This is a genomic window from Bacillus sp. JS (assembly GCF_000259365.1).
GTDB classification, from domain to species: domain Bacteria; phylum Bacillota; class Bacilli; order Bacillales; family Bacillaceae; genus Bacillus; species Bacillus stercoris.
Map to the genome: position 1 here is coordinate 3941702 of NC_017743.1, position 13512 is coordinate 3955213.

Sequence of the window (13512 nt, forward strand, 5' to 3'; positions counted from 1 at the left end):
CTTTTTATCCTCCTTATCGACTTGGAACTTTTCTTATCTCCTTTATCCATTCTGATGGCCAATCTTTTGGCAGGAGTATTTGATCCCCTTCACCTTTTAGTAATGTTCCTGTTTTCGTGTATTGCTTTTCAACTCTACCGATATTTAGTATTTGCCCTTTAGGAACTTCTATTACTGCTTCATACTCTCTTGAATTTTTCCAATCCGGAACTAAAGCTGTATTTATTTTTGCATTGATTCTATTTCCAGCAGGACTAGTAGTAACAAATGAACCATTAATTCTTGCACTTCCACCAAAGGTTCTATAAAAATTTATATTCTCTTCTGTAATTACAGTTCTATAATGACCATCAGTAAACGAATCCCTGATCCAATCTTGTAAGTTTTGTTTTTTAATTACCTTAACTTTATGATCGATACTTGTGGAATACTTTCCAGTATACTTTGAAACTGCCTTTCCAACATCCTTCTTAACTTCCTTCTTCACTACATGTTTAGCCACATCTGTGACAACACGCTTCCCGCCTCGGACCGCCAATTTTTTAACAGCACCCTGAGGGCTTACCCACTCAATAAATTCATATTGAGTTCCGGCAAGAAACGAATCAATTGGCTTAGCTCCGCCTACTTTATCCTCTGGAATGTAAGACACTTCTTCTAGCCGCTTTTTCCCTCCAGCGTAGAGTTCTCTCACAATTTGGCCGTTTTCATATACATAATATTTGCCGCCGACGTAGTCGATGCTTGCAGTATCACGAGTTAGTTCGTCAATCACTTCTATCGTATCTATCTTTTTTAATCCTTTATGATTATATATTTTATCATTTATCACCCGTATGTCTCCATAGACTTTCGGGTGGGCTGCTGCTTCTTTCTGTAATACCGTTAAGTTACTATCATCAGCATGAATCTCACGCTCGATCTTCTGTTGTTTGTCATCCATCATCACAGAACCAACGTTTGATTGCTTATGTTTCTCCAGTTTCTTCAGCATCATCTCCATCGGTGAATCATCCGACTGCTTCATTTGCGGGTTAATCGCGACGAAGGTTTGGTTGATGTTTTCTTCTTCCTGTGATTTCAGGATAGAGCCGCTTTTGTAGCCTGTGATTTCAATTTTCGGACCGGTATACATGGTTTCGAGCTGGTCTATATATTTTTTCATCGTTTGAAAATCTGATTTTGCGGCTTCTAGTGCTTGGGTTTGCTGGCCGTCAAATTGAAAGAGCTTATGCAGGGTGTCTGAAATCAGCCGCTCAGCCTGTTCTGTTTCCATACGGAAAAAGGTATCATTGACTGTCGGCAAGCTGACGATGTGGCCGATGGCTGATGTCTGGCGATTGACTGCGTCAGTGAGCTGCTCTGTCACTTCTCGTGCATGCTTGACCCCATGTCTCGCATCGTGTGAGAGAAAAGCCTCTGCGATCATGCCGTGGGAGTCAGATTCTACAGAGGAAATCGCATGCTGTGTTTGTTTCAGCACTTTTTTGTATTCGTCGATAAACATGCCAAAGAAAAGGAGAAAAGGCTTGTGACACTCCTCGTAAAAAGTCCGGATGGCGTCTCCGCCTTTTCCTTTCAGCGCATCCTTCATGCCTGCCAGATGCTCAACGCTTTTTTCCAGCTTCTCCAGCTGTTGTTTTTGCTTGTCCAGTTTCTCAATCGTATGCTGAATGCCCTCGTGAAGAGCGTGGACATCTAATGTTTTCAATCCCTTGTCCTCCCGCGCTTTATTTCATGGAAGATGATATGTTTTCATCCGTTTCCTTCATGGCGTTTACCGCGCTTTCCGTTTGTGCGATATGCTTAGCCAGAACAGACGCATATGCTTCAGTGAGCTCTTTGATGTCCTCATTTAATTGCTCGATGGACTTCACAACATTCAAATGGTTTCTGCCTGAGAGATGGCCGGGCAAGGAGGATTTGAGTTCAGCTGAATTCTTAAGCTGAGAAAGCCCTTGCTTCACTGTGCCATACACCATTTTAATTTCCTGTGCCATTTGTGCTCACCTCACTTTTTATGTTTTTCCTTCTCTATTTCATGCTCTATCCTTGTGATTTGGTGTCTGATGGAATACACATCGCTCTCTAATGAGTGGATTTTTCCTTCTATGCTTTCGATGATTCCGCTGACTTGATCGCTTTTGATTTGCTGATATGCTTTGTTCATTCCTTCACGAATATCTTCAAACCGCTGAGCATGTGTTCCTCTCCATGCCTCCCGGTTAAGATGAGGCCGGTGAATGAGATGCTGGGCCTCGGAGAATTCGTGTTTGATTTGCCTGATTTCGTGCAGCACTCGTTTTAATTGATGGATCTGTTCCTGCTTTTCATGTAAGTCGGCTTTTACCGAATGTAACAACATTTCACTATGCATGCCGCAACACCTCGTGTTTCTATCAAACTGTGTCAATTCTTTACAATACAGACTATTTTCATATTACATGATGGGTCATATTGGATAAATAGGTAAAAAGATTTGTCTTAAGGGGAGTTATAGCGGTTCTAATTTGCTAAAAATACAGTTTTTACGATTTCACAAGAGGGCGAATAATCACAATAGGGACTTTTCATTCAGGTCTTTCATCTCACTATCATTTACATTTTCCCCTCGTGCTTAACTGTTACTTTTAGTCAATAATAATCATAAAAAAACGCCTTCCCTCGAAGGCGCTTTTTCATCTTATTTAGTTCCCCAAACAGCCTCACCGCTGCCATTCAACACACTAAACGTCATCACGTTCTTCTCTCTTACCGAATCCCACTGGCGTAAAAATACCCCGTTATACTTCTTGCCCGCTAATGTGATCTCAGCTGTGTTTTTTCCGGTTTTCTTCCATGTTCCGGTCACTTCCCCGGAAATGGTGTGGTTTTTGTTGAGCTGGATGTTGATGGTTTTTTTGATGTCGGCTGAGATGTCTTTTCCGTGCTGGATGAGTTTGTACGTTCCTGTGATGTCTTTTTGTTTTACTTCTTTCAATGTTTCGCCTGCGTAACGATATGGCGCTGCTACCGGCCAGCCGTCTTTGTTCATGAACAATTGGTGGACTCTGACTTCGTGTTCTTCACCTCTGCCCGGGAAGCGGGTGTGGAAGATTAAATAGGAACGCCCGGTTTTCTCGTCATAGTATGCGGAGTTGTGGCCTGGTGAAACGTACCCGGTGCCTTTTTCATTTTCTGTTTCAAAAGTGTAGCTGCCCATGAGTTTGACGCCATATGGTTCGATGGAGCGGTCGTCGAAGAATGTGCCTTCTTTGCCGCGGACGTCGAGCATTGGATTGCCTTCTGCATCATAGTAAGGACCGTCCGGTTTCTTGGAGCGGGCCACACGGATGTTATAGCCGCCTGTTGCATCGAGACCGCCGAATGACAGGTATAAGTAGTAGTATTGGGTGTCTGGATTGTAGAGAACATACGGGCCTTCGATTCTGCTGTGATTGCCGCCGAGCAGTTTTTTCCCGTATCCCTGTCCAGGAAGCGGGAAGCCTGTTTTCGGGTTCATTTCAAGTATGAAAATGCCGCCTGAGTATGATCCGTACACCATCCACAGCTTGCCGTCTTTATCAAAGAAGGTATGCGGGTCGACAACATTCGGGTGTTTAGTTGCGTCATACGGTGTTCCATCGCTGCTTGTGCCTTCCATTCCTGACTTCAAAAAGATGCCTTTGTTTTTGTATGGCCCTTCGATGTTGTCAGCGACGGCAACACCCATGGCGGACCTAGGCGAGTCGCCGCGGCAGGCGTTGTAGTACATGTAGTATTTGCCGTCCGCCAGCTGCGTGACGTCAGCCGCCCAAAGAGTGTCGGATTGGGCCCATTCGAAGGTTTCTTTTAATTCTTCATAGACATTCGGAATCAGTGGGTTGTCATTGCTTACGCTGGTGGTCAGCTGCTGCCATTGCATGAGGTCATTCGTTTTTGCTGAAGCGAGATGAGATCCAAAAACATAAAAGGTGCCGTTCGTTTCAATGATGGAAGGGTCATGGACGCTAACTTCTTTAAATACTGGTTTTTGTGCATAAACGGAGTTTGGGAGGGTGAAGGCCATGATAAGAGCCGCAAGAAAACATACACGGAACAATCGGTTGAACATCTAAACAATTCGCCTCTCTTTTTTATTAAATTTTAAACGCTTACATTTCACTATGAAAATACCCCGCCTATTAAAAACAGCCGAATGTTTTCATATTCAAACAAATAGGTGATTTCTCTTACATAGTCAGACTGATGTCTGTCAGTCTTGCGCAGAACTGCTGCTTGCATATCCTCTCCTTCATAGTTCAACTCTTTTGCTGTTTCTCCTTCTTTCATCACTCTGTTTTCATTCGCATACATGTAATAACTGCTTTGTCAGGTTTTGCATCGACTGTGATACAGCCATTTCGTTGTCGGCGTTTTTTAAGATGATGGCTGATTGCCCGTCAACACCTGAGGCAGTTGGCTGGCTCTTTAGAAAATGCCTTGCAAAAAATACGACGTAGTAAATGCATATTGAGAGTAAGACAGCGGCGCTTGCCTCCTGTCTGGATATCTTGTCTGCGTCTCGCTATCACAATAGCAATCTAACTTGTTAAAGACTGTAAAAAATCTTTTGACTTCTGCTGCTGAACCAATTAATATAATACTCAGTTAATAGTTATCAGAATTTTTAGGAATTGAGTGATTCATATGACACTGCACAAAGAGCGTCGGATCGGACGGCTGTCTGTTCTTCTGTTGCTGAATGAGGCGGAAGAGAGTACACAGGTCGAGGAGCTGGAGCGAGATGGATGGAAGGTCTGTCTCGGCAAGGTAGGATCAATGGACGCGCATAAAGTAGTAGCTGCAATTGAAACCGCTTCCAAAAAGAGCGGTGTCATTCAATCTGAGGGTTATCGGGAGTCACACGCGCTTTATCATGCGACGATGGAGGCTTTGCATGGCGTGACCAGAGGTGAAATGCTGCTTGGATCACTGCTTCGGACGGTGGGCTTGAGGTTTGCTGTTTTGAGGGGAAATCCTTATGAAAGTGAAGCGGAAGGCGATTGGATTGCTGTCTCGCTTTACGGAACAATCGGGGCGCCGATTAAAGGTCTTGAGCACGAGACATTCGGTGTTGGAATTAATCACATATGAAACAGCCCATAGATCATAGACGATAGGGGGCTATGCGTGAAAACAGATGTTCACAGCATAGCTCCTTTTTGTATGGGCGCTTTACCAAAGTAAAGAAAAAGGAGTTGGGCTTATGGTGACTTTAGACGGTTCTTCATTGACAACAGCCGACGTCGCTCGTGTGCTGTTTGATTTTGAGAAGGCAGCGGCTTCCGAAGAAAGTATGGAGCGCGTGAAAAAAAGCAGAGCGGCGGTGGAACGGATTGTACGTGACGAAAAGACAATCTACGGCATCAACACTGGATTTGGCAAATTCAGCGATGTCCTGATTCAGAAAGAAGACTCGGCGGCGCTGCAGCTGAATTTAATCCTCTCTCATGCCTGCGGTGTCGGCGACCCTTTTCCTGAGTGTGTGTCCAGGGCAATGTTGCTTTTGCGCGCCAATGCGCTGTTAAAAGGCTTTTCCGGTGTACGCGCTGAGCTGATCGAACAGTTGCTTGCTTTTTTAAATAAACGCGTCCATCCTGTCATTCCCCAGCAAGGATCACTTGGCGCAAGCGGAGATTTGGCGCCGCTTTCCCACCTGGCGCTTGCGCTGATCGGGCAAGGAGAAGTCTTTTTTGAGGGGGAAAGAATGCCGGCAATGACAGGCTTGAAAAAAGCCGGTATTCAGCCGGTAACGCTGACATCCAAGGAAGGACTTGCCTTGATTAACGGGACTCAGGCCATGACTGCAATGGGAGTGGTCGCCTACATTGAAGCTGAGAAACTAGCCTATCAAACAGAGCGAATTGCCAGCTTAACGATTGAAGGCTTGCGGGGAATTATCGATGCATTTGACGAGGATATTCACTTAGCCCGCGGCTATCAGGAGCAGATTGATGTCGCAGAACGAATTCGCTTTTATCTATCTGACAGCGGCCTCATAACCTCCCAGGGAGAACTGCGGGTGCAGGATGCCTATTCATTGCGCTGTATTCCGCAGGTACACGGTGCGACTTGGCAGACGCTAGGCTATGTTAAAGAAAAATTAGAGATTGAAATGAACGCCGCTACAGACAATCCGCTTATTTTCAATGATGGTGACAAAGTGATTTCCGGCGGAAACTTTCACGGACAGCCGATCGCCTTTGCCATGGATTTTCTGAAAATCGCAATTTCAGAGCTTGCGAATATCGCAGAGCGCAGGATCGAACGACTTGTGAATCCGCAGCTGAATGACCTGCCGCCGTTCCTAAGCCCTCATCCCGGTCTGCAATCCGGTGCAATGATCATGCAGTATGCCGCGGCCTCACTCGTTTCTGAAAATAAAACACTGGCCCATCCTGCAAGTGTGGATTCTATTCCGTCATCCGCAAACCAAGAAGACCATGTCAGCATGGGAACCATCGCCGCTCGGCATGCTTATCAGGTGATCGCAAATACAAGGAGAGTCATTGCGATTGAAGCGATTTGCGCATTGCAGGCGGTTGAATACAGAGGCATAGAACATGCAGCGTCCTATACGAAACAGCTTTTTCAGGAAATGAGAAAAGTCGTGCCGTCCATTCAGCAGGACCGTGTTTTTTCCTATGACATTGAACGCTTGACTGACTGGCTGAAGAAAGAATCTTTATTACCTGATCATCAGAATGAAGAACTAAGGGGGATGAACATATGACTGATGTAAAAAAATCAATCCGTGCCAACAGAGGAACAGAGCTTGAATGCTTAGGGTGGGAGCAAGAGGCGGTGCTTCGGATGCTTCGGAACAACCTTGATCCGGAAGTCGCCGAGAAGCCGGAGGATCTCATCGTATATGGCGGCATTGGCAAAGCCGCACGGGATTGGGACGCTTTTCACGCCATTGAGCATTCCTTAAAAACACTAAAAAATGATGAAACCTTGCTCGTGCAGTCCGGAAAGCCTGTTGGCATGTTCCGTACACACCCGCAGGCCCCGCGTGTGCTCTTAGCAAATTCCGTTCTTGTTCCGAAGTGGGCAGACTGGGAGCATTTCCACGAGCTTGAGAAAAAAGGGTTAATGATGTACGGACAGATGACGGCAGGAAGCTGGATTTACATTGGTTCACAAGGCATATTGCAAGGAACCTATGAAACCTTTGCTGAGCTCGCGCGACAGCACTTCGGAGGCAGCTTAAAAGGAACATTGACGCTGACAGCGGGTCTCGGCGGAATGGGAGGCGCCCAGCCGCTGTCTGTCACGATGAATGAAGGCGTCGTCATTGCCGTCGAGGTTGATGAGAAACGCATCGACAAGCGGATCGAAACAAAATACTGCGATCGAAAAACAGCATCGATTGAGGAAGCCTTAGCGTGGGCTGAAGAGGCAAAATTGGCAGGAAAACCTTTGTCCATTGCGCTTCTCGGAAATGCAGCTGAGGTGCATCACACACTTTTGAACCGCGGTGTCAAAATTGATATTGTGACCGATCAGACATCTGCCCATGACCCTTTAATCGGTTATGTTCCCGAGGGCTATTCACTTGATGAAGCTGACCGTTTGCGTCAAGACAATCCAGATCTTTACGTGCGCCTTGCGAAGCAAAGCATGAAAAAACATGTCGAAGCCATGCTGGCCTTTCAACAAAAGGGCTCTATTGTATTTGACTACGGCAACAATATCCGGCAAGTCGCAAAGGATGAAGGGCTGGAGAATGCCTTCGATTTTCCGGGGTTTGTCCCTGCCTACATCCGCCCCCTATTCTGTGAAGGGAAAGGACCGTTCCGCTGGGCGGCGCTTTCCGGTGATCCGGCAGATATTTACCGTACGGATGCGTTATTAAAAGAACTGTTCCCGACAAATAAAGCCCTTCACCGCTGGATTGATATGGCACAGGAAAAAGTCACCTTCCAAGGCTTGCCGTCCCGTATTTGCTGGCTTGGATATGGAGAACGAAAAAAGATGGGCCTCGCCATTAACGAGCTGGTTAGAACCGGGGAGCTAAAAGCGCCTGTCGTAATTGGGAGAGATCATTTGGACTGCGGGTCTGTCGCCTCTCCAAACCGGGAGACAGAAGCGATGAAGGACGGAAGTGACGCTGTCGGCGATTGGGCTGTGCTGAATGCGCTTGTCAACACGGCGGCGGGTGCAAGCTGGGTTTCCTTCCACCATGGCGGCGGCGTCGGAATGGGCTATTCCCTGCATGCCGGTATGGTTGCCGTTGCCGATGGAAGTGAGCTGGCTGACGAGCGGCTCGCCCGTGTCTTAACGAGCGACCCGGGAATGGGCATTATCCGCCACGCTGATGCCGGTTATGAACGTGCCGTTGAAGTAGCGAAGGAACAGGACATTATCGTGCCGATGCAAAAATAAAGGAGTGATGATATGCCAAAGCAAATTGATACGATTCTCACCAACATCGGTCAGCTTTTGACGATGGAAAGCAGCGGCCCGCGTGCAGGCAAAAGCATGCAGGATCTTCATGTGATCGAAGACGCTGTTGTCGGCATCCATGAACAGAAAATTGTGTTCGCCGGACAAAAAGGGGCTGAAGCCGGTTACGACGCAGACGAAATCATTGATTGTTCGGGACGCCTTGTAACGCCGGGACTCGTCGATCCGCACACCCATCTTGTATTTGGCGGATCTCGCGAAAAGGAGATGAACCTTAAGCTTCAGGGCATTTCATATTTGGATATTCTGGCGCAGGGCGGCGGGATTCTGTCTACAGTCAAGGACACCAGGGCGGCTTCAGAAGAAGAGCTGCTGCAAAAAGCCCATTTTCATTTACAAAGAATGCTGTCCTACGGCACGACCACGGCAGAAGTGAAAAGCGGCTACGGCTTGGAAAAAGATACAGAGCTGAAACAATTGCGTGTCGCAAAAAAACTGCATGAAAGCCAGCCTGTTGATCTTGTTTCCACATTTATGGGAGCCCATGCGATTCCTCCCGAATATCAAAACGATCCAGATCAATTTCTTGATCAAATGCTTTCCCTTTTGCCAGAAATCAAAGAACAAGAGCTCGCCAGCTTTGCTGATATTTTTACAGAAACAGGCGTTTTTACAGTCAGCCAATCCCGCCGTTATTTACAACAAGCAGCTGAGGCGGGCTTCGGATTAAAAATACACGCAGATGAAATCGATCCGCTTGGAGGAGCCGAATTAGCAGGTGAGTTAAAGGCTATATCAGCCGACCATTTGGTAGGTGCATCGGACGAAGGCATATCGAAAATGGCCGAGGCAGGAACGATTGCCGTCCTCTTGCCGGGAACAACATTTTATCTTGGCAAAAGCACATACGCCAGGGCAAGAGCTATGATCGATGAAGGGGTATGTATCAGCTTGGCAACGGATTTTAACCCTGGCAGCTCGCCGACTGAAAATATCCAGCTGATCATGTCGATTGCCGCGCTTCATTTGAAGATGACAGCAGAAGAAATATGGCACGCGGTCACTGTCAATGCCGCATATGCCATAGGAAAAGGAGAAGAAGCCGGTCAGCTCAAAGCTGGCCGCTCAGCTGATCTTGTCATTTGGCAAGCCTCGAACTATATGTATATTCCGTATCACTACGGAGTCAACCATGTACATCAAGTCATGAAAAACGGAACAATTGTTGTCAACAGGGAGGGAGCTATTCTTGGATAAGTACCCTTTTCTTAGAGAAGCCGGTTATTCGTTTAAGGACCGGGATGTCACAAAAATAAGCGACCTCATCGCAGGATGGGACGGCCAAGACATTAAGGGACCGGCGTTGATAGGTGTCCCCCTATCAAAATCATCCATCAGTCATTCCGGCGCTTCCTTTGCACCCGGAACAATACGTCAGGCTCTGAAACATTCATCAGCCTATTCTGCTGAGCTTGGAGAGCACGTCGTATCAGAGCTTCTATATGATCTGGGGGATATCGATATTCATGTCACTGATATCGTAAAGTCGCATCATCACATTTTCCAAACCATGCATGCTCTGCTTTCGGACCATCCGGATTGGGTGCCGCTCGTACTCGGGGGAGATAACTCGATCAGCTACTCCACCATAAAAGCGATAGCACAAACAAAAGGAACGACAGCAGTGATTCAATTTGATGCCCATCATGATGTCCGCAATACGGAGGACGGGGGGCCGACAAACGGCACTCCCTTCCGCCGCCTTTTGGATGAAGAGATTATTGAAGGCCAACATTTGATCCAGCTGGGTATCAGAGAATTCAGCAACAGTCAGGCATATGAAGCTTATGCCAAAAAACATAACGTGAACATTCACACGATGGGCATGATCCGGAAAAAAGGACTACTCCCAACAATAAAAGAGATTTTGCCTGCTGTTCAAAAAAGAACAGATTTCATTTTTATATCTGTTGACATGGATGTCTTAGACCAGTCCCATGCACCCGGCTGTCCAGCGATTGGGCCGGGCGGTCTCTATACAGATGAATTGCTTGAAGCCGTCAAGTTCATCGCACAACAGCCCAATGTCGCCGGGATTGAAATCGTTGAAGTTGATCCTACCCTTGATTTTCGAGATATGACAAGCAGAGCTGCAGCCCATGTTCTGTTACATGCATTAAAAGGAATGAAACTCTCCCCATTCAAGTGATCTTCTGGCAGGTTGTATTTTGGGTATAAGAAACTCATCTGCCTAATGAATGGCAGCTAAAAGGAGGGCGAGACAGTGAATCTTCAGGAGAACAGCGGCCAACAGCTAAAACGCACAATGAAAAGCAGGCACTTATTTATGATTTCATTGGGAGGCGTCATAGGTACAGGACTTTTTCTCAGTACAGGCTATACGCTGCATCAAGCCGGACCCGGCGGTACGATACTCGCTTATGTAATCGGCGGGTTGATGATGTACCTCGTCATGCAATGTCTCGGCGAATTGTCGGTTGCCATGCCGGTAACCGGCTCTTTTCAAAAATATGCGACAACATTCATCGGCCCATCAACCGGTTTTATGGTCGGCATCATGTATTGGATCAATTGGGTGGTGACGGTAGGTTCTGAGTTTACCGCATCCGGTATTCTCATGCAGCGCTGGTTCCCGGACAGCAGTGTGTGGATGTGGAGTGCGATTTTTGCGGCTCTTCTTTTCGTATGCAACGCATTTTCAGTTAAGTTATTTGCGGAAACTGAATTTTGGTTTTCCAGCGTAAAGATTGTCACCATTATTTTATTTATCATTTTAGGGGGAGCCGCCATGTTTGGCCTGATCTCTTTAAACGGGATGGCGGATGCTCCTATGCTGTCGAATTTCACAGACCATGGCGGGCTGTTTCCGAATGGCTTTCTCGCCGTTTTTATCGCGATGATATCTGTGAGCTTCGCCTTTTCCGGCACAGAGTTAATCGGCGTTACAGCAGGAGAATCAGCAAATCCTCAAAAGGATATTCCGCGATCCATCCGTAATGTCGCATGGAGAACAGTGATTTTTTTCATTGGCGCTGTCTTCGTCTTATCCGGGTTGATTTCGTGGAAGGACGCAGGCGTGATTGAAAGCCCGTTTGTCGCCGTATTTGCGGAGATCGGAATCCCTTACGCCGCGGACATTATGAATTTCGTGATATTAACAGCCTTGCTGTCTGTCGCCAACTCAGGCTTATATGCTTCGACCCGTATGATGTGGTCGTTAGCAAATGAAAACATGATCAGCTCCCGTTTTAAGAAAGTCACATCGAAAGGGATTCCTTTAAATGCCTTAATGATCAGTATGGCTGTATCTTGTTTATCTCTCGTTTCCAGTATCGTGGCCCCTGGAACTGTCTATGTGGTGATGGTTGCAATTGCTGGATTTGCAGGAGTCGTGGTCTGGATGAGCATTGCCTTGTCCCAGCTCTTGTTTCGAAAGAGGTTTCTGAAAAAAGGGGGAAATGTAAAAGACCTGACATTTCGCACGCCGCTTTATCCTCTTATGCCTATAGCCGCTCTCTTATTATGTTCAGCTTCTTGTATCGGTCTTGCTTTTGATCCCAATCAAAGAATCGCACTTTTCTGCGGAATTCCTTGTATCATCCTTTGTTATCTCATCTACCATTTCAAAAGAAATGTTTCAAAAACGACAAAAATCAGCCAAGAGGAATATCCGGCTGATCACATCCTATAATCAAAAAAGCACACCCCCGCTCAGCATGGGATGTGCTTTATTTTTTATTCTGTAATCAACGTATGAATCAGCTTCGGCGCCTTCGCTTCCGCGGCGAGGCGGATGTTGTCATAGACTTTTGCTATGACTTCATCGACGTTTTCGCGGTTGGCGTAAAGCGTCACGAGCGGTTCGCCTTTTTCTACTTTGTCGCCGACCTTTTTGCGGAGCATGATGCCGACGGCTAAATCAATTTCGTCTTCTTTTGTGGCGCGTCCGGCACCCAGCAGCATTGCTGCGACGCCGATTTCGTCCGCAACGATTTCGGAGACGACACCCGCTTCTTTCGCAGGCACATCAATTTGATATGCCGCTTGCGGAAGCTTAGACGGATCGTCAACTATCGAGCTGTCGCCGCCTTGGTTTTTCAGGAAATCCTTGAACTTCTCAAGCGCTTTGCCGTTTTTCATGACTTCTTCCAGCTTCGCTCTCGCTTCGTCCAATGTGTCGGCTTTTTTCGCAAGCACAACCATCTGGCTGCCGAGCGTTAAGACAAGCTCATGAAGATCCTCAGGCCCCTCGCCTTTGAGCGTGTCGATCGCTTCTTTGACTTCAAGCGCGTTTCCGATCGCAAAGCCAAGCGGCTGGGACATGTCTGAAATAACAGCCATTGTTTGGCGGCCGACGTTATTTCCGATGCGTACCATGGCTTTGGCAAGTTCAGCTGCGTCTTCTTCTGTTTTCATGAAGGCGCCCGCTCCCGTTTTTACGTCAAGCACGATGGCGTCCGCCCCGGCAGCGATTTTTTTACTCATAATCGAACTTGCAATGAGCGGAATGGAATTGACCGTTCCCGTTACGTCACGAAGCGCGTACAGTTTTTTATCAGCCGGCGTTAAATTGCCGCTTTGGCCGATGACCGCAACCTTGTCGCGGTTCACAAGCTTAATAAATTCATCCTTCGTCAGTTCCACGTGGAAGCCGGCGATTGCCTCTAATTTATCAATCGTCCCGCCCGTATGGCCGAGACCGCGGCCAGACATCTTGGCAACCGGCACATCAAGAGCCGCAACTAGCGGGGCGAGAACGAGCGTTGTCGTGTCGCCGACGCCGCCGGTGGAGTGTTTATCCACTTTAATTCCTTCAATGGCAGAAAGATCAATCGTTTCACCGGAGTTCACCATAGCCATCGTCAAGTCCGCGCGTTCACGGTCACTCATATCCTGGAAGAAAATCGCCATAGCAAGCGCGCTTGCCTGATAATCAGGAATGCTTCCGTCCGTATAGCCGTTCACGAAAAATTGAATTTCTTCAGTGGTGAGTTCTTTTCCGTTTTGTTTTTTGATGATGATATCTACCATTCTCATGTTTGGTCACCGATCCTTTTCGAT

11 protein-coding genes and 1 pseudogene are annotated in these 13512 nt (G+C 47.1%); 6 read left to right on the top strand and 6 right to left on the bottom strand.

Going from position 1 to position 13512, the window contains the following annotated elements:
• Positions 1 to 13: 13 nt before the first annotated feature.
• From MY9_RS19990 to MY9_RS21710, 5 genes and pseudogenes are all read right to left on the bottom strand, one after another.
• A complete protein-coding gene (locus MY9_RS19990; RefSeq protein WP_014665977.1) occupies positions 14 to 1711 on the bottom strand; it encodes a ribonuclease YeeF family protein in 1698 nt (565 codons plus the stop codon).
• Positions 1712 to 1730: 19 nt separating this feature from the next.
• Positions 1731 to 2000, bottom strand: coding sequence for a YwqI/YxiC family protein (locus MY9_RS19995; RefSeq protein ID WP_014481382.1), 270 nt, complete (start codon positions 1998 to 2000; stop codon positions 1731 to 1733).
• A gap of 11 nt (positions 2001 to 2011) precedes the next feature.
• On the bottom strand, positions 2012 to 2377 hold the full coding sequence (locus MY9_RS20000; protein ID WP_014665978.1) for a YwqH-like family protein: 366 nt from the start codon (positions 2375 to 2377) through the stop codon (positions 2012 to 2014).
• A 306-nt stretch (positions 2378 to 2683) separates the two neighbouring features.
• Positions 2684 to 4093 (bottom strand): arabinan endo-1,5-alpha-L-arabinosidase AbnB, encoded by a 1410-nt coding sequence (gene abnB, locus MY9_RS20005; RefSeq protein ID WP_014665979.1) that lies wholly within the window; start codon positions 4091 to 4093, stop codon positions 2684 to 2686.
• A gap of 161 nt (positions 4094 to 4254) precedes the next feature.
• A pseudogene (locus tag MY9_RS21710) lies at positions 4255 to 4381 on the bottom strand (hypothetical protein); the annotation flags it as partial.
• A gap of 287 nt (positions 4382 to 4668) precedes the next feature.
• Here MY9_RS21710 and hutP point away from each other — a divergent pair.
• The 6 genes from hutP (at position 4669) to MY9_RS20040 (ending at position 12142) form a co-directional block, all read left to right on the top strand.
• The gene (hutP, locus tag MY9_RS20015) at positions 4669 to 5115 is read left to right on the top strand and encodes a hut operon transcriptional regulator HutP (protein ID WP_003243875.1); all 447 of its coding nucleotides are present in this window, start codon (positions 4669 to 4671) and stop codon (positions 5113 to 5115) included.
• Positions 5116 to 5227: 112 nt separating this feature from the next.
• Positions 5228 to 6754, top strand: a complete 1527-nt coding sequence (gene hutH / locus MY9_RS20020) for a histidine ammonia-lyase (RefSeq protein ID WP_014665981.1) — start codon at positions 5228 to 5230, stop codon at positions 6752 to 6754.
• Positions 6751 to 8409, top strand: coding sequence for a urocanate hydratase (gene hutU / locus MY9_RS20025; protein ID WP_014665982.1), 1659 nt, complete (start codon positions 6751 to 6753; stop codon positions 8407 to 8409). Before hutH ends, hutU begins: the two co-directional genes overlap by 4 nt.
• A gap of 12 nt (positions 8410 to 8421) precedes the next feature.
• Positions 8422 to 9687, top strand: coding sequence for an imidazolonepropionase (gene hutI / locus MY9_RS20030; RefSeq protein WP_014665983.1), 1266 nt, complete (start codon positions 8422 to 8424; stop codon positions 9685 to 9687).
• Positions 9680 to 10639 carry a formimidoylglutamase gene (gene hutG / locus MY9_RS20035; protein WP_014665984.1) on the top strand — a complete coding sequence of 320 codons (960 nt, stop codon included), beginning with the start codon at positions 9680 to 9682 and terminating at the stop codon, positions 10637 to 10639. The genes hutI and hutG overlap by 8 nt, the downstream gene beginning before the upstream one ends.
• A gap of 75 nt (positions 10640 to 10714) precedes the next feature.
• Positions 10715 to 12142 (top strand): amino acid permease, encoded by a 1428-nt coding sequence (locus MY9_RS20040; protein WP_014665985.1) that lies wholly within the window; start codon positions 10715 to 10717, stop codon positions 12140 to 12142.
• A 44-nt stretch (positions 12143 to 12186) separates the two neighbouring features.
• Here the strand turns inward: MY9_RS20040 and MY9_RS20045 are convergent, their stop codons facing one another.
• Positions 12187 to 13488, bottom strand: a complete 1302-nt coding sequence (locus MY9_RS20045) for a pyrimidine-nucleoside phosphorylase (RefSeq protein ID WP_014665986.1) — start codon at positions 13486 to 13488, stop codon at positions 12187 to 12189.
• Between the last annotated feature and the right edge of the window lie 24 nt (positions 13489 to 13512).

What these genes read in the sequence shown, in the direction of transcription:
- MY9_RS19995 (WP_014481382.1), bottom strand. Translation starts at nt 2,000, where the DNA reads ATGGCACAGGAAATTAAAATGGTGTATGGCACAGTGAAGCAAGGGCTT.
- MY9_RS20000 (WP_014665978.1), bottom strand. Translation starts at nt 2,377, where the DNA reads ATGCATAGTGAAATGTTGTTACATTCGGTAAAAGCCGACTTACATGAA.
- abnB (WP_014665979.1), bottom strand. Translation starts at nt 4,093, where the DNA reads ATGTTCAACCGATTGTTCCGTGTATGTTTTCTTGCGGCTCTTATCATG.
- hutP (WP_003243875.1), top strand. Translation starts at nt 4,669, where the DNA reads ATGACACTGCACAAAGAGCGTCGGATCGGACGGCTGTCTGTTCTTCTG.
- hutH (WP_014665981.1), top strand. Translation starts at nt 5,228, where the DNA reads ATGGTGACTTTAGACGGTTCTTCATTGACAACAGCCGACGTCGCTCGT.
- hutU (WP_014665982.1), top strand. Translation starts at nt 6,751, where the DNA reads ATGACTGATGTAAAAAAATCAATCCGTGCCAACAGAGGAACAGAGCTT.
- hutI (WP_014665983.1), top strand. Translation starts at nt 8,422, where the DNA reads ATGCCAAAGCAAATTGATACGATTCTCACCAACATCGGTCAGCTTTTG.
- MY9_RS20045 (WP_014665986.1), bottom strand. Translation starts at nt 13,488, where the DNA reads ATGAGAATGGTAGATATCATCATCAAAAAACAAAACGGAAAAGAACTC.